Annotated in this window: 22 protein-coding genes; 12 read left to right on the forward strand and 10 right to left on the reverse strand. The window is 43.7% G+C overall.

Annotation, left to right across the window (positions count from 1 at the left end; genetic code table 11):
• Positions 1-65: 65 nt before the first annotated feature.
• Positions 66-950, reverse strand: coding sequence for a UbiA family prenyltransferase (locus DIU38_RS27300; RefSeq protein WP_112655608.1), 885 nt, complete (start codon positions 948-950; stop codon positions 66-68).
• A gap of 130 nt (positions 951-1,080) precedes the next feature.
• On the opposite strand from DIU38_RS27300, the gene DIU38_RS27305 reads away from it, so the two are divergent.
• From DIU38_RS27305 to DIU38_RS27340, 8 genes are read left to right on the forward strand one after another with little or no spacing between them, the layout of a single operon-like run.
• Entirely contained in the window at positions 1,081-1,608 is a 528-nt protein-coding gene (locus tag DIU38_RS27305; protein ID WP_112655606.1) for a YceI family protein, read from the forward strand.
• Between the two features lie 18 nt (positions 1,609-1,626).
• Entirely contained in the window at positions 1,627-2,736 is a 1,110-nt protein-coding gene (locus DIU38_RS27310; protein WP_112655604.1) for a type III polyketide synthase, read from the forward strand.
• A gap of 6 nt (positions 2,737-2,742) precedes the next feature.
• Positions 2,743-3,867, forward strand: coding sequence for an NAD(P)/FAD-dependent oxidoreductase (locus DIU38_RS27315; RefSeq protein ID WP_112655603.1), 1,125 nt, complete (start codon positions 2,743-2,745; stop codon positions 3,865-3,867).
• A gap of 18 nt (positions 3,868-3,885) precedes the next feature.
• Positions 3,886-4,584 carry a methyltransferase domain-containing protein gene (locus DIU38_RS27320; RefSeq protein ID WP_112655601.1) on the forward strand — a complete coding sequence of 233 codons (699 nt, stop codon included), beginning with the start codon at positions 3,886-3,888 and terminating at the stop codon, positions 4,582-4,584.
• A gap of 9 nt (positions 4,585-4,593) precedes the next feature.
• On the forward strand, positions 4,594-5,658 hold the full coding sequence (locus tag DIU38_RS27325) for a sensor histidine kinase (RefSeq protein WP_091169237.1): 1,065 nt from the start codon (positions 4,594-4,596) through the stop codon (positions 5,656-5,658).
• A 48-nt stretch (positions 5,659-5,706) separates the two neighbouring features.
• On the forward strand, positions 5,707-6,357 hold the full coding sequence (locus DIU38_RS27330; protein WP_091169240.1) for a DUF47 domain-containing protein: 651 nt from the start codon (positions 5,707-5,709) through the stop codon (positions 6,355-6,357).
• Positions 6,358-6,378: 21 nt separating this feature from the next.
• Positions 6,379-7,389, forward strand: a complete 1,011-nt coding sequence (locus tag DIU38_RS27335; RefSeq protein WP_090532528.1) for an inorganic phosphate transporter — start codon at positions 6,379-6,381, stop codon at positions 7,387-7,389.
• A 34-nt stretch (positions 7,390-7,423) separates the two neighbouring features.
• Entirely contained in the window at positions 7,424-8,161 is a 738-nt protein-coding gene (locus DIU38_RS27340) for a DUF4197 domain-containing protein (RefSeq protein WP_112655599.1), read from the forward strand.
• A 72-nt stretch (positions 8,162-8,233) separates the two neighbouring features.
• Here DIU38_RS27340 and DIU38_RS27345 read toward each other — a convergent pair whose 3' ends face one another.
• From DIU38_RS27345 to DIU38_RS27355, 3 genes are all read right to left on the reverse strand, one after another.
• Positions 8,234-9,601, reverse strand: a complete 1,368-nt coding sequence (locus DIU38_RS27345; RefSeq protein ID WP_146750307.1) for a carboxypeptidase-like regulatory domain-containing protein — start codon at positions 9,599-9,601, stop codon at positions 8,234-8,236.
• A gap of 16 nt (positions 9,602-9,617) precedes the next feature.
• Positions 9,618-10,187, reverse strand: a complete 570-nt coding sequence (locus tag DIU38_RS27350) for an RNA polymerase sigma factor (protein ID WP_112655595.1) — start codon at positions 10,185-10,187, stop codon at positions 9,618-9,620.
• Between the two features lie 228 nt (positions 10,188-10,415).
• Positions 10,416-11,981 (reverse strand): M28 family metallopeptidase, encoded by a 1,566-nt coding sequence (locus DIU38_RS27355; protein ID WP_112655593.1) that lies wholly within the window; start codon positions 11,979-11,981, stop codon positions 10,416-10,418.
• Between the two features lie 558 nt (positions 11,982-12,539).
• On the opposite strand from DIU38_RS27355, the gene DIU38_RS27360 reads away from it, so the two are divergent.
• The 3 genes from DIU38_RS27360 to DIU38_RS27370 all read left to right on the forward strand — a co-directional run bounded on the left by DIU38_RS27360 (position 12,540) and on the right by DIU38_RS27370 (position 13,560).
• Positions 12,540-12,725, forward strand: coding sequence for a type II toxin-antitoxin system HicA family toxin (locus tag DIU38_RS27360; protein ID WP_112655591.1), 186 nt, complete (start codon positions 12,540-12,542; stop codon positions 12,723-12,725).
• 91 nt (positions 12,726-12,816) lie between these two features.
• Positions 12,817-13,206 carry a helix-turn-helix domain-containing protein gene (locus DIU38_RS27365; protein WP_112655589.1) on the forward strand — a complete coding sequence of 130 codons (390 nt, stop codon included), beginning with the start codon at positions 12,817-12,819 and terminating at the stop codon, positions 13,204-13,206.
• 3 nt (positions 13,207-13,209) lie between these two features.
• Positions 13,210-13,560: a DUF2513 domain-containing protein gene (locus DIU38_RS27370; protein WP_112655587.1), complete on the forward strand. Its 351-nt coding sequence runs from the start codon at positions 13,210-13,212 to the stop codon at positions 13,558-13,560.
• A gap of 159 nt (positions 13,561-13,719) precedes the next feature.
• Here the strand turns inward: DIU38_RS27370 and infB are convergent, their stop codons facing one another.
• From infB to DIU38_RS27390, 4 genes are all read right to left on the reverse strand, one after another.
• Positions 13,720-16,824: a translation initiation factor IF-2 gene (infB, locus tag DIU38_RS27375; RefSeq protein WP_112655585.1), complete on the reverse strand. Its 3,105-nt coding sequence runs from the start codon at positions 16,822-16,824 to the stop codon at positions 13,720-13,722.
• A gap of 60 nt (positions 16,825-16,884) precedes the next feature.
• A complete protein-coding gene (gene nusA, locus DIU38_RS27380) occupies positions 16,885-18,120 on the reverse strand; it encodes a transcription termination factor NusA (protein ID WP_090532515.1) in 1,236 nt (411 codons plus the stop codon).
• Positions 18,121-18,123: 3 nt separating this feature from the next.
• Positions 18,124-18,588 carry a ribosome assembly cofactor RimP gene (gene rimP / locus DIU38_RS27385; RefSeq protein ID WP_112655583.1) on the reverse strand — a complete coding sequence of 155 codons (465 nt, stop codon included), beginning with the start codon at positions 18,586-18,588 and terminating at the stop codon, positions 18,124-18,126.
• Between the two features lie 126 nt (positions 18,589-18,714).
• Entirely contained in the window at positions 18,715-19,140 is a 426-nt protein-coding gene (locus DIU38_RS27390) for a hypothetical protein (RefSeq protein WP_112655581.1), read from the reverse strand.
• A gap of 66 nt (positions 19,141-19,206) precedes the next feature.
• On the opposite strand from DIU38_RS27390, the gene DIU38_RS27395 reads away from it, so the two are divergent.
• Positions 19,207-19,806, forward strand: coding sequence for a murein L,D-transpeptidase catalytic domain-containing protein (locus tag DIU38_RS27395; RefSeq protein ID WP_112655579.1), 600 nt, complete (start codon positions 19,207-19,209; stop codon positions 19,804-19,806).
• Between the two features lie 27 nt (positions 19,807-19,833).
• Here the strand turns inward: DIU38_RS27395 and DIU38_RS27400 are convergent, their stop codons facing one another.
• Both DIU38_RS27400 and DIU38_RS27405 read right to left on the reverse strand, forming a co-directional pair.
• The gene (locus DIU38_RS27400; RefSeq protein WP_112655577.1) at positions 19,834-20,415 is read right to left on the reverse strand and encodes a hypothetical protein; all 582 of its coding nucleotides are present in this window, start codon (positions 20,413-20,415) and stop codon (positions 19,834-19,836) included.
• 126 nt (positions 20,416-20,541) lie between these two features.
• Positions 20,542-22,902: a S9 family peptidase gene (locus DIU38_RS27405; protein WP_112655575.1), complete on the reverse strand. Its 2,361-nt coding sequence runs from the start codon at positions 22,900-22,902 to the stop codon at positions 20,542-20,544.
• Between the last annotated feature and the right edge of the window lie 21 nt (positions 22,903-22,923).

Genomic DNA, 22,923 nt, shown 5'->3' on the forward strand with positions numbered 1-22,923 from the left:
CATACAATTCTGCAGGCAGGGCGTATAAGTTTTCTCCTCGTTCCTCGTCGAAATGACTTTTTTTATCAACTAAACACCGCCAGTACCCCGAAATAAATCAGCATACAACCTGAGCTAATGAAATTCATACGCATAGCGTTTTTAAAATTAGCATTAGCTGTTGATTGTCCTACTTTATAAAACCAATAATTAAAAAAGAAAAATATCGGTGCGGCGCATGCTATAAAGAAATAAAAGTTAAGCATCATCCCGGCTAGGTGCCAGTACCAGTAAGAAAGGGCTATCCCCGCGGCAAACAATACGCCCGAAAAAATAAAAGAGCCTTTGTAGCCTAAAACAATACTGAGCGTTTTATCGCCCCGCCTGCTGTCTTCTTCATGCTGATACACTTGGGTTAAGGGGTATGATGCCCCGATGAGGCAGGAGCTGATAGCCCCCGGAATGATCAGCCCTAAATCCCAATGGTCAAACAGGCTTGTGCCGGTAAGGGCGGTGTAGGTGGTGTAATAAATAAAGCATCCCTGGAAAATGAACACCGTTAAAAAGCTGATGATGGGATATTTCTTTAAACGGGTAGCCGGGTGACTGTATAATTTTGACATAATGCCATAAATAAGCACAGCACAGGCAAACTCCCAGCTAATGATAAAGCCAAGCAAAAACGCAATAGCCTCCAGCAAAATGGAAAAATAATACAGGCTGAGATCCACTTCGGGCGGTTTGGCTAACAGGGCAATACTGTCTTCATCCTTGTCAAAATAACTGTTATAGCCATTGCTGGCCGGAAATGCTAAAAAATGCCAGATGAAAAACACGAGCACAGCTGCCCACGTTTTCACTGCACTGGCCTGGCTAAAGGCAAACAGGTACACCGGCAGCAAAAAAACAGAAAACACAAGCCTTAAATGCGCAAATGCCGACCGGGTAGGGATAAATTGTTTAAACTTCATGGCGTGTTTTACATTATAAATTACTGTCGGAGGCAACATTAGGTTGCCTGATTTCGGTTATAAACATACAACCTTAAGTACAAAATTCCTTCAGTATAAATTATTATGTTTGAAACCACGTTAATGTAACATGAATAAGAAAATTTATATAGTTGTACTTTTAATTTTCGCGACGGCAGCGGGCTTCGCGCAAACGGTATCTAAATCAGATATCAGCTTTAAGATTAAAAACCTTGGCTTTAATGTTGGCGGCACCTTTGGCGGTTTGCAGGCCGATATTAAGTTTAAGCCTAATGACCTGGAAGGCAGCTCTATTGAAGCGTCAGTGTTATCCAACACTGTTAATACCGATAACGAAAGCCGTGATAAGCATCTTAAAAGCGAAGATTATTTTGACGTAATTAAATATCCAAAGATCACGCTAAAGTCAGTTTCCTTTAAACGTAAGAGCGGGAGCAACTATATCGGTAATTTTAACGTAACTATAAGAGATAAAACAAAGTTGATTGAAGTGCCTTTTACGTATACGGAATCAGGTAATACAGCGCAACTGAAAGGAAGCTTTATGATTTTGAGGACAGATTTTGGCATAGGCGGCAAAAACCTGATCCTTTCAAATGAGGCCAATGTTTCGGTTGAGGCGGAGATCAGCAAATAAAACGCTTAATCATTTTTAATGGAGAGTTGCATTAGTGCTATCGGGATAGCAAATCCCGCCAATCGTATTGCCCAGCAGGATATTTACCATTTCATGGCTAACGCCTTTAGGCTGGACGCAATCAATGCAGCAAGGTTAAAGGGGATTTATGACCATTCCGGAATTGATTACCGCTATTCGGTAATTCCTGATTTTGGCTATCGTGATGCGGCAGATTTCACTTTTTTTGAACAATCAGCAGGGCTCGAGCCATTCCCTGACACACAGAAAAGGTTAAAGCTTTACGAAAAGGAAGCCATCGCCATAGCTGTAAATGCCGCAAAAAACTGCCTTCAAAAATTTGGAGATGACATTATCGGCAGCATTACACACCTGGTAACCATTAGCTGTACGGGTATGCACGCACCTGGGATTGATATCGAACTTGTGGACCGGCTGCAGCTAAACCGCGATACCGAACGTACCTGCATCAACTTTATGGGCTGCTACGGCGCCATAAACGGGCTCAAAGTAGCCGACTATATTTGCCGGGCCGATGCTGGCGCCAAAGTGCTTGTTGTTAGTGTAGAGCTTTGTACGCTCCATTTTCAAAAAGTGAATACGCTGGATAACTGGGTTGCTAATTCACTATTTTCAGATGGGGCTGCTGCCGTTTTGGTCGAAAATACGGCTAACCGTTTAGGCAGTGGCAATTACCTTTTACTCAAAAACTTCTATTCAGAATTTGTTACTGAAGCACGTAATGAGATGGGTTGGTATGTGGGCAACACAGGTTTTGAAATGAAACTCACCTCCAAGGTATCCAAACAAATTAAGAAACATATCAAATCACTTACCCAGCGCTTTTTGCAAAAGGCCAAAACTGAGATGGATGATATTACCGCTTATGCTGTTCACCCCGGCGGGCGTACCATTTTAGAAGCAGTGGAAGATGCCCTGGAATTACCTGAAGAAAGCAACGCATTCGCTTACCAGGTTTTGCAGGAGTACGGTAATATGTCGTCGGCCACAATTTTGTTTGTACTGGATAGAATGCTGAAGGCAGGTAACCTGATCGATCAAAAGATATTGAGTTTCGCCTTTGGCCCGGGGTTAACCGTTGAGGGGATGATACTCGAAATGCACTAAACCGGTATGAGCGATGTAATTGTGATTGGCGGAGGCCTGGCCGGATTGTTCAACGCCATCTTGCTTAACCGCGCGGGGCTAAAAGTGACAGTTATTGAAAAAAAGACTTACCCCATGCACCGCGTTTGTGGCGAGTATATCTCTAACGAGGTGATCCCTTTTTTGTCTTCTTTGGGCATCAATCTTGATGAACTGAATGTTGCCCGCATCAACCGGCTCGAAGTAACAGCAGCATCCGGTACCAAACTTTCGCAAAAGCTTGACCTGGGCGGTTTTGGTTTAAGCAGGTTTACTTTCGATAATTTTCTGTACCAAAAAGCCCTCGCCGAAGGAGTTGATATTTTAACCGGCACACGGGTGGAGGATATTCGTTTTGCTGGCGAAAAATTTGAAGTTGTAACTCCCGGCGAAACATTAACAGCCCCGTTGGCTATCGGCTCGTTCGGTAAACGCTCCAATCTCGATCAAAAACTTAAACGACCGTTCTTTTATAAACGCAGCCCATACCTGGCCGTAAAATTCCATTTACAGATGGATTTCCCTACCGATCTCATCCAGCTTAATAATTACAAAGACGGCTATTGTGGGGTAAGCAAAACCGATGGCGACAGGTATTGTATGTGCTACATGGCACACCGGGATGACCTGCGCAAATACGGCACTTTACAGGCTCTGGAAGAGAACGTGATCCGCAGGAACCCTTATCTCGATGAGATCTTTCGTAACGCAAGGTTTTTACTGGATAAACCGGAGGTGATCAACGAAATCTCCTTTGAGAAAAAGGCGCCTGTTGATAATCACATCCTGATGAGCGGAGACACCGCCGGGATGATAGCCCCACTTTGCGGCAACGGGATGACCATGGCTATCCATTCGGCCAGAATCCTTTCCGAAAAAATTATTACACACTATAAACCGGGCAGCTTTAATCCTGAAAAGCGCGCCAACCTTGAGCAGGATTATGCCCAAAGCTGGAACAAACAGTTTGCGCAAAGGCTTTGGGTTGGCCGGCAGTTACAGCGTTTATTTGGCAACGATAACATGACGGCCCTTACTTTAAATACGCTCAATCACCTGCCTTCTGTTGCACAATACCTGATAAGTAAAACTCACGGCCAACCATTTGTATAGTTCAGGCGTATATATTATATGCCCGATTTAAGTTACCGTACCGATATGCTGGAGATCATGGATGATTTTGATCTCCCATCAGCCGAAATAACCCCCGTGCTTGAAGGCCTGGGGAAGATGAACGCGCTATTCGGTGGCCATAAAAGCATCATCAACGCGTTAAAAAAATTTGCGGTAAGTAATAATTATGCGGTAAGTGATTGGGGGTGTGGCGGGGGCGATGCCTTGATAGCTATTGCAAAATGGGCTGAAGAAAAGAAAATACGCCTTAAACTAAACGGTATTGATGCAGCGCCAACGGCAGTAAATTACGCACGGCAACAGGCCTCCGGATATAAAAACATCAGCTTTACCCGGGCCGATGTTACTGACGAGGTATACCTCATTAAACCGGCCGATATAATTATATGCAGTTTGTTCACTCATCATTTTGATGATGAACGCTGGGTAACGCTTATTCAAAACATGCACACATCGGCACAAAAAGGAATTATCATTACCGACTTGCACCGTCACTGGCTTTTATATCATGCCATAGTGTTTATAACCCACATTTTTACCCGCAATGCCATGGCCCGTAACGATGGTCCCCTTTCGGTTAAGCGTGGTTTTAAAAGGCACGAATTGTTAGCTTTATTAAAAAAAGCACAAATTGATAATTTTAAATTAACATGGCGCTGGCCTTTCAGGTGGGAGTTAATCATCTATAAATCGTAGCTTTACGCTATGAATTTGCGTGTACTGGTTTTAACAACCTCGCTTGGCGTGGCAATTACGCTCTCGGCCGTTAATTTTTATTTTCAGCATAAATGGTACGATGTAATGGTTACTTTCTCGGTGGCCCTTGGTGTAAGTTACTTCGTTTTTTACTACCTCATCGAAAAATACATCTACTCCCGTATCAAGCTAATTTATAAACTGATCCATAACCTGAAATTAGGCCGCGACCTCAGGGATGCCCTTGGCGAACATGTAAGCGCCAATCCCATTGCCGATGTAGAGCAGGAGGTAAAGGAATGGGCCAAGCAGAAAAAGACCGAGATAGACGAACTTCGCAAACAGGAAAAATTTCGCCGTGATTTTTTATCCAATATCTCGCACGAGTTTAAAACCCCGCTATTTGCTATCCAGGGTTACATTGAAGCCTTGCAGGATGATGATTTTGACGACAAGGAAATGGCCCGCCAGTTTTTGGAAAAGGCTTCGAAAAATGTTGACCGGCTAAGTTACCTGATCAAAGACCTTGATGAAATTTCCAAACTTGAATCGGGTGAGATGCCTATCAATTATACTAAATTCAAGATCAACGACCTGATCAAAGAGGTTTTTGAATCATTGGAGATCAAAGGCAAGCAGTACCACATTAAACTTATATTTAAGCAAAAGTATGATGAGCCTATTGTGGTGAATGCCGACAGGGAAAAGATCAGACAGGTGCTCGTGAACCTGATAGATAATTCGTTTAAGTACGGTAAAGAAGAAGGCAGCACTTCGGTAAGCCTTTTTGTACTGCACGACCAGGTTTTGGTTGAAGTTACCGACGATGGTATAGGTATTGAAGAAAAGTTTTTGCCAAGGTTATTTGAGCGTTTTTTTCGTACAGACAGCAGCCGTTCAAGGCAAATTGGTGGCTCCGGGCTGGGGCTTGCTATTGTAAAGCATATTATTGAAGCCCATCAGCAAACCATCAATGTGCGCAGTACAGAAGGGCTTGGTTCAACCTTTGGTTTTACCTTGGCAAGGGCTAAGCAAACCATTCCTTTCCCGAATTTACCTGTGTTAAAAAGTTAACAATAATTTAACATACTAACTGTACCTTTACACCAATTTCAAATCACTATGTCGCTAAACAGTATATTCCAGTATTTTGTACCCAAGGATAAAAAAATATTCTTCCCGCTGTTTGAACAAGCCGCGGCCAATGTTGTAGCTATGGCTACCATACTGGTTGAAGCAGTTAACTCAAACAACCCTGCAACCCGCGAGGATTTATATAAACAGATTGACAAGCTTGAAAACAAAGGCGACGAATATACTCACCAGATTTACCTGGAGCTTGGCAAAAACTTCATTACGCCTTTTGACCGTGAAGATATCCATGCCCTTGCAACAGCTATTGATGATGTGGCTGACTATATACAGGGTGCGGCCAACCGCATGAGCCTGTACAGGATAGACGATTTGAATGAGCACATCCGTAAGCTATCTGACCTGATACTGCAGGCCAGTGTTGATTTGGAAAAAGCCGTAAGAGAACTGAAAGACCTTAGGAACGTGCGTAATATTGCCGATTCATGCATCAGGATAAATAGTGTTGAAAATCAGGCTGATTATGTTTTTGACCGCGCTGTAGCCGACTTGTTCCTGTATGAAAAGGATGCTATCCGCCTGATTAAATACAAAGAAATATTAGCCGCCCTTGAAACTGCTACCGATATGTGCGAAGACGCAGCTAATGTTATGGAGTCAATCTTGGTTAAAAACGCTTAAGTAAATCTTATCCCCAGCTAAATGGTTACTTCCCTACTTGTAGTTATTGTTGTACTCGCCCTGTTGTTTGATTACACCAATGGCTTTCATGATGCCGCAAACTCTATAGCTACCATTGTATCTACAAAAGTATTAACACCGTTTCAGGCAGTGTTAATGGCCGCGGTATTCAACTTTGCAGCTTACTTTTTTATAAAAGATCATAAGGTTGCTAATACCGTATCTAAAATTGTATTGGAGCACTATGTTACCCTGCATGTGATCCTGGCTGGTTTGGTAGCAGCCATCACCTGGAACCTGTTTACATGGTGGTTCGGAATCCCTTCAAGCTCGTCGCATACCCTTATTGGGGGCTTTGCCGGTGCCGGTATGACTAACGCGCTTTATATGGGTGCCAACGCCCTGCATGCTGTTGAAATGCAATATGTGCTTAAAATTGTTGCCTACATCGTGCTTGCCCCGTTTATTGGTTTAATTATAGCTTATGTTGTAACCATTTTAATACTGCACCTGTGCAAGGCTGCCAGGCCGGCTACCGCCGAACGCTGGTTTAAACGTATGCAGCTGGTTTCATCCGCGGCATTAAGTTTTGCTCATGGAGGTAATGATGCTCAAAAAGTAATGGGGATTTTGTACGTAAGCCTTATTGCTTCAAAAGTGATAAAGCCAGGCTCAGTAATGCCGGAGTGGATCCCTTTAGCTTGTTACTCAGCTATTGCTGCGGGCACCATGTCGGGCGGTTGGAAGATCGTTAAAACCATGGGCTCAAAAATAACCAAGGTTACCCCGCTTGAAGGTGTAAGTGCCGAAACTGCTGGTGCTATTACCCTTTTTATTACCGAGCGTTTTGGCATCCCGGTTTCAACAACACATACTATCACCGGCTCAATTATAGGTGTGGGTTTAACTAAACGAGTATCGGCCGTGCGCTGGGGCGTAACCATTAACCTGGTTTGGGCCTGGATCATTACCATACCTATTTCGGCACTGATTGCCGCCGGTGTATTTGCATTATTACATTTCTTTGCCTAAACAAACCGGGAGTAATTTTGTTAGTTTTACTACTATGAAAACAAGACTACTCATTATCCCCGTCTTAATAGCTTTAATTACATTCACCAGCTGTGATACGCTAAACCAGGTAGCTAACGCCACTATTGAAAACCAGGGAACACCAACATCGCTTGAAATAGGCAACGGTTTAAAACAGGCCCTTGAAATAGGCACCGGTAAAAGCTCTGATCAACTATCGGCAGTTAACGGATTTTTTGGCAATGCCGCTATCAAGATCCTTTTCCCGCCCGAAGCACAAAAGGCTGAGAGAACCTTACGCGGGCTTGGCCTGAACAGCCTTTGCGATAATGTAATCCTTTCGCTTAACCGCGCAGCCGAAGATGCTGCAAAACAGGCAAAACCTATTTTTATTGATGCTATTAAGCAAATGACCCTGCAGGATGTTACCAATATTTTATTGGGCAGCCAGGATGCGGCAACACAATACTTTAAACGTACCACTACCGCGAAGCTAAGCCTGCAATTCAAACCTGTTATCCAGGGCAGTTTAAATAAAGTGAACGCTACCAAATACTATACTGACGCGGCACAAGCCTACAACAAAGTTCCGTTTGTATCAAAGCTTAATCCTGATATCAGCGATTATGTGACCCAAAAAGCCATCGACGGGTTATTTGTGGAGATAGCCAAAGAAGAGCTTAATATTCGTCAAAATCTTGGGGCTCGTACAACGCCTTTATTGCAAAAAGTATTCGCTTTTGCTGATAGGAAAAAAACTGCAGGACAATAAATAGATAACAGAAAGAGATAAAAAAAAAAGGCTGCGTCGATGTTATTCAACGCAGCTTTTTTATTGGGCATATTATTTTTGCTTTTGGAATTTAACCTTTACAGTAACAACTTCGGGTTTGTTGTTAGTACTGCCAACCCATGAGGGGCCATTTTTGATGAGCTCTATGGCTTTTTGATCGGCTGCTTCATTCAGGCCTTTTTTAATGCTAAACTCATCTGTGATGCCGCTCGGGAATACCGTAAATGTTACGGTCACGGCGCCGGCAGTACCATCTGGCAGTACAGCATTAGTTTGTAAATATTTTTTCAGGCTGCCCCAGCCCAGTTGCGGATGTGCCGCGGTAACACTTACCTCGGCGTTGTCATCGTCTTTTTTAGTTACAACCACCTCGCTAAGGGCCCTGGAATCGGGCTTAAGCGCTACTTTAATACTATCGCCGCGTGTGGCGTTAACCTGCCTCGGCTCATAACCAATATAAACCACATCAAGCGTAGCCTTATCCCCCGGCGAACTAAGTGCGAATTTTCCGTTAACGTCAGTTACCGTGCTCCGGTTGGTGCCTTTGATCCTGATTGCCGCACCAATTAAAGGCGAGCCGTCATCTCTCGAAATAATAGTACCGGCAATGTATAATGATTGTGCCGCCGCTTTACTGCTGCCAAAAACAGTTGCTGGTGAAGTTGTAACACCGTCAACCTTTCCGGGTAATTTAAATTGCAGCGGAGCTTTTGCTTTCGCGACTGTCGTATTCGCTCTTAATGCTATCACATCCGGGCTTACTGTATCTTTTTTTGCAATTGGAGCTGTGTATCCTGCTACTATCCGCTCACTTAAATTGCCTTCTTCTTTCAAAACAACTTTATCTTTAGCAACGGGTGGCGGAGTTGCCGGTTCTGCTAAAATATTGCTGCCCACTGGAGGTGCAACATCATTCGAAGCTGTCTTATTGTCACCAGCCGAAATTTCCTGCTGATAAAGTGCATTAGCCGATTGCTTGGCCCGTCTTGATTTTTTGCTTACTGCAATTGATGGGCCTTGTGTGGGCGTATTGGCACTCGCTTTTTTAACCGTATCGCCGGTCTTTACGGTATCGGCGGCAGCTGCCATGGGCGGGGTCGAATTTTTGTTTCCTGCAATGTTATTACTTTGCAGTTCAGGTTTAGGAGATCTGTTAAGATACAGACCTCCCAAACATAATGCTATTAAAACCGATGCCGCTATGGGCCAAACGGTCCACGGCATTACACGGCCTTTATTCTCTCCGGTACGCTGCCGCAGTCTTGAGCTAAGGTCAGCAAGGTTTAACTGTTGACTTGTCCCCATGTTTTCATATCCTTCCAATGCATCCATCAAAAAAGGGTCGTTTAGTGCCTCCATTTCCAGTTTATGCATAGCACGGGCATCAAGCTCTCCGTTGAGATACTTCTGTATTTGCAATATATTTGCCTTTTTACTATGCACTGTTCCGTTCGAGGCAAATTTTCAAATTCCTCTTACCGTTCTGGATATAACTCTTTACCTCATTTAAAGTATATCCTGTTATCCCGGCAATTTCTTTATAACACTTCTCTTTTAAATAAAACAGGTGGATACTTTGTTTTTGTCCGCCGGTTAACCCTGCTATGCAGTGCTCCAAAGCTTTCAAAGCCTCTTCCCTGTTATTATCCTCAGGATGCAAAAAGGGGGTAAATTCCATAACTTCATCTAAATTAACCAACTCCATCTTTTTACCACTCCGTAACTGCATCAAGCAATAATTGCGCCCAAGTACATACACCCAACTCCTGAACTGGTTAATCTCATGCTTTTTAACCTTATCAACCAGCTCCTCAAAAATGCCCATTACCGCGTCTTTGGCCAGTTCTTCATCTTTCAGATATTTAAGGCAAACGCCATAAACAAGGGGCATATATCTTTCATATAAGCTGCCCAAAACTGTTAGGTTACCGCTTGCGCGATAATCACTAAGTAGTTCTTCGTCTGTTGATTTCCCTGGTTTTTGGGGTTTTATAAATAGGCTCATTAAACATACAAAATTAATTTATTAAAATGGTTTATGGAAATTAACTGCCTGCAGACGGCTCTATTTAAGGAAAATAAGCCAATAACGAGGTGTTTTTCATATGTATTGGCCCATTTCTATTATAAACCCTGAATACACTAAGTCTGCACTGAAAGGACACCAGCATAAAGGTTAAACAAAAAAAGCGATGCCCGGGAGCATCGCTTTTCTATAAATATCGTAAAAGTTTTACCTTGCCGGTTGAGGCTTTGGCAGCTCTTTGCGCGGTATCATTTCGGCGCGTTGTGCCGTATGGTAAACAAATGAAGCAACAATGGTAGCGGCTTGTTTCAGGTCGTCTTCAATAAGGCGATCGTAAGTATCCTGATTACTATGATGGGTACGTGAACCGTAATCAATAGCATCCTGGATAAACTGGAAGCCCGGAATGCCAACGGCATCAAATGAAAGGTGATCGGTACCGCCGGTATTACGAATGGTAAGCGTGGTGGCGCCAAGATCTTTAAAAGGTTCAAGCCAGGCTTTAAAGATAGGTGCCGCGGCCGAATCTCCCTGCAAATACACTCCGCGGATCTTGCCGGTTCCATTATCAAGGTTGTAATAGGCCGAAAGCTTTGCTTGTTCGGGTTTAAGCTCCATCGTTTTAGGATCGCCAAAATGATTGGCCACATATCCGCGCGAACCAAATAAGCCCTGCTCTTCCGAACTCCATAGGGCGATGCGAATGGTGCGTTTGGGTTTAAAGTTAATCGCTTTTAAAATACGCATGGCCTCCAGCATTACCGCGCTGCCCGCTGCATTATCGGTAGCACCGGTAGCGGCATGCCATGAATCAAGGTGGCCGCCAAGCATTACTACCTGGTCTTTTAGTTTTTTATCCGTTCCGGGAATTTCAGCGACTACATCATAGCCCTGCAGGTCGTCGGTAATGAATTGGGTTTTAATATCAGCTTCCAGTTGTACCGGCTGACCGCCTTTTATAAGGCGCAAAATGCGCTGGTAATCTTCGCTGCTGGTTTCAAGTTCGGGTGCTACGGCTTTGGCTGTATCGGCATATGAAGCACCGTTGGTCGTAAATACCGTACCATCAGTACCGCGGGCCTGACTTAAAACCAAACCGGCTTTTTCATCAACCAAAAATTGGCTTAATGCAGTCCTGAAAGCACGTAATTTACGGAAGGCAGCCATTTGGGCTGCGTTGGGGTCTACAGCGTTCCTGCGCGGGCCGGCTGGTGCAACTTTCGCGTTGCCCATTTCGGTAAGTTCCTCATCGGTATAACGGGCGGCATCCACTTTCCAGGTACGTTCTGTTGGTGCTTTAGTATCAAATATCACGATCTTGCCGGCCAGCTTACCTTTATATTGCTCAAGCTCTGCTGCCGAATCGGCTTTGATTATCATCACTTCGCCTTTGATTAAGCCATTTGTACCCGGTGTCCATGCTTTAGGTATGGCGATGATAGCGTGATAGTAAGGAATCGTGATAGCTGCATAGTTTTTTTGAACCTCCCAGCCTTTGCCAAATTTACCCCAGGCTTCCAATTTAGAGTTGGCCATGCCCCAGGTTTTAAGCTGATTAACAGCCCAGTTTTGGGCGCGCTTTAAGCCCGGAGAATTGGCAAGCCTTGGGCCCGAAACATCTGTAAGGTAAAAAGCCGTTTCCATTACCTTTGAATGGTTAAGGCCTTCTTCCCTTATTTTTTGAACCATTGCCGCATCAACAGGTTCCTGTGCAAACGATGGTACTGCAATACCAGCCGTAATTAAACACGAAAAGAGTAGTTTTAATTTCATATATAATAAATTATAAGATCAGTTAAAACAAACCTATTTATTATAAATTAAAATCGGGAATATATTGTGTTAACAAAGTTGTTACATGGGGTGAATTGCTATGCTCTTTGGCCGCAGCGACAGAGCATGTGGTAATGTCGGATATTGGCAGCGCAATGATACACCGTTCAATGCTATTGCCTTGTTGCTGTTCAACTTTAAAAGTGTGAACACTTGGTGCTTTTTCTCAAAAATTTTCCATTGATAATCAGGTTGTTACAATTTATTAAAATCTCAAATAATCCATCATGAACAAATCATTACTGATAGCCAAATAGTTACAAAATTTAAGTCCAAAAAGTTGAACACCCTGTTTTTAAAAATTGAACACTGACAAATATTGTCAGTAACTTGGTGAGATACCCTATTGCTGAACTGAATCACGGTTTAGGTACCGATATATTCCTTTTCGTGATTAACCAAACACGTTACACTCAAATAAAAGTAAACGAAAGTTCACTTTTATTTGACAAAAAGTGAACTTTTGTTTACTTTTAATGATAAATTAGAGAAGGAGAAATGAAATGCTCAGAATTACTTAAACTTATTAAAAAAGCCGGGTGGCATGAAGTTCGGCAGTCGGGGAGCCATATTATATTAAGACATCCGGACAAAACAGAAAACCTAATTTTCCCAAATCACGGGAGTGCTGAAATCGGAAAAGGGTTAGCAGAAAAATTGAAAAAGCAGGCGGGGCTTAAATAGCCTCAGACTTGATATCTTATAGGTTTCTTGTATCCTTATTACAAGTGCAGATCCGGCGTTAAGGATAGATGATTTTAATACTAAGTGCATCATGAAGAACCACACTTTCACCGTTGGCAAAACTAATACTGGTTTTGACGCATACTATGAAGAAAATGAATTAATAGTAGCTGTTACAACAGGTAACAATATAACCGAATTGAAAAATAATGCTTTAGAGGCTTACAATTTATACGCAGAGCAATCAAAGAAAAAAATAGCTACAATTGATCAAATTGTATTTAGGTACGACCTGGCATCATTTTTTGAATTTTATAAAGAGATCAATGCTTCGGCTTTGGGGCAACGCATAGGCATGCAAAAAAGCTTATTGTCTGAATATGTTAATGGCAAGCGCACGCCTTCTGAAAAACAAGTAAGCAAGATACTAAATGGAATCAAACAACTGGGCAAGGAGTTGAGTGAACTGGAATTGGTATAAAGTATGAAAAGGGACATTGATCTAATTAAAACTATCCTACTCAAAATTGAGGACTTCGACACCTACAATAGGCCAACAAGTATTGATGTTTCTGGTGTTAAGGAAAATGTCATACAATACCATTTAAATCTATTGCTCGAAGAAAATTATATTGTAGCCGAGAAGACTGGTTATCAATTAGTCTATCCAAGTAGGCTTACTTCCAAAGGACACGATTTCATTGATGCTGCCAAAAACGAAAGCATTTGGAACAGCGCTAAAGAATTTCTTAAAAATAAAGGCGTTACAGTAACATTAGATATTGTTAAGGATTTGTTAATATCCTCTTTGAAAAATCACATAGGTTTGAAATAAGGAACCGATGATTTACTGCCTGAAATTTTGTATATCTGAGTGCTAATATCTATCGGTCAAAGTTCTGTTAGAGCAATTACCATTCCCGGAAAAAAACCTCCAACAAAAAAGGGCTCATCTGTTCAGATAAGCCCTTGGATATTTTAAAGCCGTTATAAATTACAGCTTGCGTTTTACTTCTACATTTTCGTACGCTTCAACAATATCGCCTACTTCAATGTTGTTAAAGTTGTTGATGTTCAAACCGCACTCGTAGCCTGCGCTTACCTCTTTCACGTCATCTTTAAAGCGTTTCAGTGAAGCCAGTTCGCCGGTGTAGATCACCACACCATCGCGGATGATGCGGATCTTGCTGTTACGGTTAATTTTACCATCCAATACCATACAACCTGCAATAGTACCAACTTTGCTGATCTTAAAGGTTTCGCGGATCTCAACGTTAGCCACAATCTTCTCTTCAAAGGTTGGTGCAAGCATACCTTCCATTGCCGCTTTGATCTCGTTGATCGCGTCGTAGATGATAGAGTACAACCTGATATCAATCTGTTCAGCTTCGGCCAGTTTACGGGCACTACCTGAAGGGCGTACCTGGAAACCGATGATGATCGCGTCGGATGCTGATGCCAGCAATACGTCTGATTCGGAGATCTGACCTACCGCTTTCGAGATGATGTTCACCTGGATCTGCTCGGTAGACAGTTTCAGCAACGAATCTGACAAGGCCTCGATAGAACCATCCACGTCACCTTTAACAATGATGTTAAGCTCCTTGAAGTTACCAACAGCCAAACGACGGCCGATTTCATCAAGGGTGATGTGTTTTTGTGTACGTAAGCCCTGCTCGCGTTGTAACTGTAAGCGTTTGTTGGCAATTTCACGTGCTTCAACTTCGCTTTCAAGCGCGTTGAACTTATCGCCCGCGGTTGGTGCGCCCTGCATACCTAATACCTGTACCGGTGTTGAAGGCCCTGCCGAGTCCACACGCTGGCCACGCTCGTTGGTTAACGCTTTAACACGACCGCTGTAGCAGCCTGCCAATATCGGATCGCCTACTTTTAAGCGACCTGCCTGTACAAGGATGGTGGTAACAATACCACGGCCTTTATCTAAAGCTGCCTCAATAACAGTACCTACGGCACGTTTGTTAGGGTTGGCTTTCAGTTCGAGCAATTCGGCTTCAAGCAATACCTTTTCCAATAGCAGGTCAACATTTAAGCCGGTTTTGGCCGAAATTTCCTGCGACTGGTATTTACCGCCCCACTCTTCAACCAAAATATTCATGGCCGATAACTGTTCCCTTACCTTATCGGCATTGGCACCCGGCTTATCAATTTTGTTAAAGGCGAAGATGATTGGTGCACCTGCAGCCTGCGCATGGTTTATGGCCTCGCGGGTTTGCGGCATCACGCTGTCATCGGCAGCTATCACTATAATTACAATATCTGTAACCTGCGCACCCCTTGCACGCATAGCGGTAAACGCTTCGTGACCCGGTGTATCCAGGAAGGTGATCTTTCCTTTGTTATCAGGCAATGTTACTTCGTAAGCACCAATGTGCTGGGTTATACCACCCGCTTCGCCGCCTATTACGTTGGTTTTACGTATAAAGTCGAGCAATGAGGTTTTACCGTGGTCAACGTGGCCCATGATGGTTACGATTGGTGCACGTGTCACCAGGTCGGCCGGATCATCAGGCTGGTCAAGGTTGGCTTCCTCATCCTGCGGTTTAACAAATTCAACCTGGTAGCCAAACTCATCGGCCACAATTGAAAGTGTTTCGGCATCAAGCCTTTGGTTAATGGAAACAAACATGCCCAGGCTCATACAGGTAGATATAATCTGCGTTACAGATACATCCATCATGCTTGCCAGCTCATTTGCCGTTACGAACTCGGTAACCTTCAATACTTTTGATTGCAGTTCCTGTTCCATTGCCAGTTCTTCGGCACTTGCAGCAACGTCATCACGTTTTTGACGACGGAATTTAGCACGCTGTGCAAACTTGCCCGACTTACCTGCGCCACTTAAGCGCGCAAGCGTAGCCTTGATCTGGTCTTGTATGTCTTTTTCTGAAGGTTCTTCCTTCGGTCCTGTATGTTGAGGCGGATTATTGCGGTTGTTCCTGAAATCCGGGCGGTTACCACTGCCATGACCTCCCTGGCCCTGACCTGGCCCGCTGTTTCCGGGTGCTCCATGTGTACGGTTCCTGAAATCCGGGCGGTTAGGATTAATGGTACCACCACCGCTGGGCTGTTGACCTTGTTGCGGGTGATTGCCACCACCGCCCTGCTGGCCATGCGGATGGTTACCGGCGCCTTGCTGCGGGTTGCCCTGGTTATCTTTACGCTTACGTTTGCGTTTGTGATCGGCCGAGTTATTATTTGAATTTGATGATGAAGCTACCGGGTTGCGTTTTGGCGCATTAACCGGCAACTGGATCTTACCAATAATGTTTGGCCCTGTTAAACGCTCGGCTTTAGCCCGGATCACGTCTGGCTCCTGGCTGTCATCAGCTACTGGTGCAGCCGGAGTTTCGGGAGCAGCCGGAGGTGTTGCAACCGGTGCTTTTTCAGCAACAGGCGCTTTAGGCTCTTCAGCTTTAGGTGCTTCGGCAACCGGAGCTGCCGGTTTTGGCGTTTCAACCTTTGGTGGTTCGGGTACAACCGGGGCTACCGGCTGTGGCGCTTCAACTTTTGGCTCGACAGGTGCCGGAGCCGGTGTTGGCGCAGGTGCCTGTGCAACTGGCTCGGGTTGTTTAACAACTACTTCCGCTGGTTTTTCCGCAGGCTTCTCCGCCTGTGGCTTAGCATTCAGGTTGTTAAGGTCAATTTTTCCAACCACCTTAACACCAGGTAATACGTCATTGCGCTCATCAGAACGTGCAGGAGCTTGCGCTGCCGGAGCAGGCTCGGCCGGTTTTGGTTTTTCAACCTGCGGCTGTGCAAAGTGCCCTGTATTCTTGATCAGTATCTCTTCGTTCTCAAAATCGCGCGAACGGCGGTTCTCAACCGGCTTTTCAGGAAACTGTGCAGCAGGCTCTTCTTTCCTTATCTTTCCGATACTGATCTGCTTAGCTTCCTCCTTAATACTTTTGTCAACAGCAAATTCCTTTAACAGGGCATTGTACATGTCATTATCCAGCTTGGCCATAGGATGCTTGTCAACCTTGTATCCTTTGGTAGCTAAATAATCGACAAGGGTACCCATGCCAATGTTCAGTTCTTTTACTGCTTTAATTAATTTTATGGATTTGTCTTCTGACATTTAATATTACTTTCTCTGCTTATTTAGTGCAAAAATACGATTTTAATTTGCTTATTCCGCTTATTCAAACTCCGCATTCAATATTGATAGCACTTCTTTTACTGTTTCTTCCTCTAAATCGGTACGTTTTACCAATTCTCCAACGGTTAAGGCCAGTACTGATTTTGCTGTATCTAAACCAATACGTTTAAATTCATCAATGATCCAGCCTTCAATCTCGTCAGAAAATTCTTCAATGTCCACATCCTCGTCATGCTCATCAGCCTCACGGTAAACATCAATTTCGTAGCCTGTCAATTTTCCTGCCAGCTTAATGTTGTGCCCGCCACGACCGATAGCTAATGATACCTGGTCGGGTTTTAAATACACAGCAGCTGTTTTTTTCTCATCATCTAATTTAATAGAAGTGATTTTGGCAGGCGACAATGCACGTTGAATATATAGCTGAACGTTGTTGGTAAAGTTAATGACGTCGATATTTTCATTTTTTAACTCCCGTACTATACCGTGGATCCGTGAACCTTTCATACCTACGCAGGCACCAACCGGATCGATACGGTCGTCATATGATTCAACGGCAACTTTAGCACGTTCGCCCGGTTCGCGTACAATCTTCTTGATGGTAATTAAGCCATCAAAAATTTCCGGCACTTCAAGCTCAAACAAGCGCTGTAAAAACTCAGGCGCTGTACGCGAAATGATGATCTTAGGGTTGCTGTTCAGCATATCTACCTTTGATACAACAGCTTTAACACTATCGCCTTTCTTGAAGTAGTCGGCCGGGATCTGCTCCGTTTTTGGCAGTAACAGCTCGTTGCCTTCATCATCAAGAACTAAAGTTTCTTTTTTCCAAACCTGGTAAACCTCGCCTGTAACAATTTCACCAACGCGGTCTTTATATTTTTTGAAGATCTCGTCTTTCTCTAATTCCAGGATTTTTGATACCAGCGTTTGGCGGGCGGCTAAAATAGCACGGCGGCCAAAGCTTTCTAAAGTGATCTGTTCAATATAATCATCACCAACTTCAAGGTCGGCGTCATACAGGTGTGCTTCGGCAAGTTCTATCTCCAGGTCATCATCTTCGCTAAAGCCATCTTCCATAACTTTACGTGTGCGCCAGATCTCTAAGTCACCGTTATCGGTGTTCACAATTACGTCGCAATTTTCGTCCGTACCGTACTTTTTCCTGATCATGCTCCTGAAAACGTCTTCCAGAACGCTCATCATGGTAGGGCGGTCAATGTTCTTGAAATCTTTAAATTCCTGAAAAGAATCAATTAAATTAATATTGCTCATTTTTTACTTAAATGATATTAAAACCTTTGTTTCTGTTATTTGGTCCATTGGGATAACGCTTTCTATAACCTGCGCTTTTTTCCCTTTTTCTTTTACTTTTTCTTCAATGGTGATGGCATCCTCTGTAAGGCCGGTTAATGTGCCTTCGCGTTTAGCCCCATCTTTCATTTTAATGCCCAGGTTACGGCCAACATTTTTGGCGTATTGCCTTGGCGACGACAGCGGATAGTCAATGCCCGGCGATGAAACCTCCAGGTTATAAGCGGTTTCAATCACGTTTTCCTCTTCCAGATGGAAGCCTACGTGCCTGCTTACCTGTACACATTCATCAATACCGATACCGTTATCGCCATCAAGCAGGATCACCAATTTACCGTTCGGGTGCATTTTAATATCCACTATAAACAGGTTTGGTTTATCTGCTATCTTCTCTTCTACCAGTTCTTTTACCCTTTTTTCAATATTCATTACCCACCGGTGTTTTTGACAGAATAATTTTGATTGATAAAATAAAAGAGGGGACTAATTGCCCCCTCTTTTATTAACGGTTGCAAATATAATCAAAAATATTAAATTTTCAAGCATATAGGTGGTTTATTGCTTAAAAATCAAATCTGTATAGTGCAAGGCTCCGGGTTTGCTGCGGCTTTTTATCAAATCGGTTAGCGTACTACCTGCACTGAAATCATAGTAACGAAAAAAATACGTTTGCTGTGTGCTAAAGGCCGTATCGGGTGTAAAAACAACTACATTGTTATGAATGGTATAACTACCCGGCTGTGCGGGCTGGAGGTTTCGCATGCTGGTATCGGCGGGCATGCGGTAAACAGCCATCAGCGTTTCCCAGGCTTTGGCAGATGAATCACGACTGATCTCATTAATGATAGCCGGATCGAAACCGGTTATCTGCAATGCTTTCCCGTTGTTAATGGTGCTTACGGTTACTAATGTTTTGGTTGATGTTTCTGCACAACTGGATAACAACAATAACAGAAGTAAAAAAGGAAAATATTTTTTCATTTCACAAGATAGATTTATTGTAATAAAAAGCAGATATTTCTGTTTACAACACAAAATCTGCCACAATTGAAACCTTTATTCCTGTTTTTCTTAATATCTTTTTGCTGTGTTAAAGTTAATGCCGACGTGCCCCGTATCGACCTCAACCGTGTTAAAGAAAAAGCCAAACAAAGCCTGGCGTTTTGCCGGCAACGTGGTTACAACACCCGCTATTGTATTTTAATTGACATGACCCTGCCATCGGGTGTTAAACGTTTTATGGTATGGGATTTCAGGAAAAACGATGTGCTGGTTTCCGGATTGGTAAGCCATGGCTGCGGCCGTAACCCCTGGAGTGGTGAATGGTCGAAAGACAAACCTGCGTTCAGTAACCTGGATGGCAGCCATTGTACTGCTCCTGGTAAGTATCAAATAGATGGGCGGGCCTACAGCGCCTGGGGAATCCACGTAAAGTATTACCTCACGGGATTGGAGGCAACCAATAATAACGCTTTAGCAAGGCAGATCGTTTTTCATTCGTGGGAACAGGTAGCCGAAACTGAAGTTTACCCTAAAGGGACACCCGAAGGCTGGGGCTGCCCGGCTATATCAAATAATACCATGAAAATTGTGGATGCTTTGTTGAAGAAACAAAAGAAGCATGTGTTGATGTGGATATACAATTAATGTACGCTCATTCCCTATCTGTTTTTTCTACTTTACAATAGTTTTTACAAATCCGTACACGGATATTGTATCGGTATATTCGCTTTTCCACAAATGCGACGCGGCGATCTGAAAATAGAACTTGCCCTTCAAAAGCTCGCCCTTTACGTAGGTGTCTTTATCAAGAACAACATTTTTATCTATCACTTTAAAAACAGGTTTTTTATATGAGCTATCAGTAATTGAAAATGTTTGATTGTATTTGGCTTCAAATACACCTGGTGATTTAACAAATTTCAATTCATAGCGGCCATCAGAAAAAGGAGTGTCCGTCAATTGAAAAACAAGAGCATTTTTATCGAGCGTCACTTCGCAAGTTCTGAAATATTGCCTGACTTTACCTGCAATAACCGTCGTTTCTGATGTGTAATTACGTTTTGATGTGTCTTTCGTTTGCCTGTTAATTACATAGTCGAAATGTTCTTCTTTAAAAAAAGGCTCATCATAAAGTTTGCTTGAATAGTTTTTCGCTGGATACAAAGTAGGTGTTTTAACCAATGTTGATAGTTTTTGTATAGGCTGTGAACAGGAAAAAAGAAACAGTGCGAGTAAAATGGATGCCTTTTTCATAAATGATTGATTTTTAGCTTATAACTTGGCCTAACTTGCGGGCGGTTTGATATATAGCCGCCTGGTACAGCATGCGATTGCCGCGTTTTCCGCTTGTCCCCCCCTTTGCTGCTCCTCTTAATTACCCTACTTCTTCAACGTCCCCTCAAATAATTTATAAATGCGCTTATATTCATCGGCCCAGCTGCTGGGTTGTTCAAAGCCGTGGTCTTCTACAGGGTACGAGGCCAGCTCCCAGTTTTCTTTGTGCAGCTCTATCAGTTTTTGAGTCAGGCGGATAATATCCTGGTAGTTTACATTCTGATCTATCATGCCATGCAGCATCAGCAGGTTGCCTTTTAAGCCACTGGCAAAATAAATAGGCGAACTTTTTCGGTAAGCCTGTTCATCTGTAAAAGGTTCATTAAGGATGTTCGAAGTATATTCATGGTTATAATGCGCCCAGTCGGTAACGGAGCGTATGGCGCCGCCTGCCGCGAAAACATCCGGTTCGGTAAACATGCCCATAAGCGTAATGAAGCCACCGTATGAGCCGCCGTACAAACCGACATGCTTCGGGTTAACGCCATATTTTTCAACCAGCAATTTTACGCCGTCAACCTGGTCGGTAAGGTCTTTGCCTCCCATGTGGCGATAGATCCCTGTCCGAAAATCCCGGCCATAACCTGCGCTCGCTGTGTAGTCGATATCCAAAACAGTATAACCATTATCGGCAAGCATGTTATTGAACATGTACTCGCGGAAATAGTAACTCCACGAATAGGTGACATTTTGCAGGTAGCCCGCACCGTGGACAAAAACCACAGCTGGTTTTGCAGGATCTTGCTTTTTAGGCTGATACAGGCGAGCATAAACATCGGTACCGTAGCGGTTTTTAAAGGAAATAATCTCGGGGCCCCGCCAGGAGTATGACAAGTATTCGGCCGAGGCGGAGTTGGTTATTTTTACCGCCTTTGCACCGGGTTTATTGGCCTGGATATAAAGCTCCCAAGGACGATTTGAATAGGAATAGCGGATAGCCAGCCACTTTTCATCGGGCGAAAGTGTTACCTCGTTGCCGCCCTTCATCCCGGTAATTTTAACCGGGGTACCGCCGCTAACCGGGATCCTGTAAAAATGAGTGGTGCCCGGATGATCGATATTGGCAGTAAAATAAAACGTCTTTTTATTCTGGCTTAGCTGCAAAGTTTGCACTTCCCATTTGCCGCTGGTAAGTTGTTTTTTGGCACCGCTGGTTACGTCAACCACATAAATATGCGAATAACCGCTTGCCTCGCTCTGGAAATAAAAATGGTTATCATCAATAAAACCTGCATTTCCGGGGTCATCAATGCCGGGCCCGCCAATCCATGCCTCATCCCGCTGACGGTCAAGCAGGCTTAGTTTGCCGCTTACCGGGTCTAAACGCATGATCCAGCAGTCTTTATTATCCTGTGCTGAGATAATGACCACGGCATTGCTGCCGCTTTGATTCCATAAAACGCCATCGATATTTACCTGCCTGTCGGCGTTTTCCTTTTGACGGGCTTTTAATTCATCGGGATAATCTTTTAAATAGTCGGGCAGGTCTTTAATGCCGGGGATCTCTGATGTAATAACCGGGTAAACCGCTTCACGGCGCTTATCGTAAATAAACGTCTCTGAGGTTGACGACGGACGGCCGACCTTTGAACGGTTAGGTATGTCCTCGGTAAAACCCGATGCGGTGACATAATTAGGTACAATAGCATTTTGAACGCCATCGGCACGTTTGGTAAGGCGATAGGTGATAAACCTGCCATCCGGACTGATCTGTACAGCGCTCAGTCTTTTATCGCCATAGGCAATCTCTTTCAGCTTGTCGGGCTTAAGCAATGCTGTTTCTGTTGAATCTTTTTTATCTTCTTTTGCTTCCTTTTTGATGATCTCAAACAACTCAAGCTGTTGTTTTTTGAGCCATTGTTCCTGCTCGCCGGGTTTATCCTTACTTTTTTTATCGCTTGCTGTCCGTACAAAATTGGTGAGCTGTACCAGGATGCCGCCATTCAGGTTCAGGGCAAAGAGATTATTGTCTTCTTTGTAAATGATCTTTGTTTCATCACCGCTGAAAACAGGGCTGTCTTCCTGCGCTACGGTATTTGTTAGCCGGGTGGTTTTGTTGGCTTTTACATCGTATAAAAATAAATCGCCGTTTTTACTGAATACCTTTTGGCTATGCTTTTTGTTCCATTCGCCGTTACCGGCTACCAGATCGCGCTGTTCGGCAATGCTGACTTTTTGTACCCTGTTGTCGCCGGGGCTAACTGAATATAACCGGGTATCGCCCGAAGCATCATCATCCCATTTAAAATAGATCTTTTTACTATCGTTAGCCCAGTTGATATTGGAGGGTGAAACCCCGATCCATTTAGGGTCGCGCATAATTTTTTCGATGCTAAGGGAATCCAGCTTTTGGGCAAAAGCACCAGTTGCCGGGATCAGGAACAATAAGCCTAACAGTTTTTTCATATCTCAATAAAGCATGCAATT

It is taken from the genome of Mucilaginibacter metallidurans (assembly GCF_003286435.2).
GTDB classification, from domain to species: domain Bacteria; phylum Bacteroidota; class Bacteroidia; order Sphingobacteriales; family Sphingobacteriaceae; genus Mucilaginibacter; species Mucilaginibacter gossypii.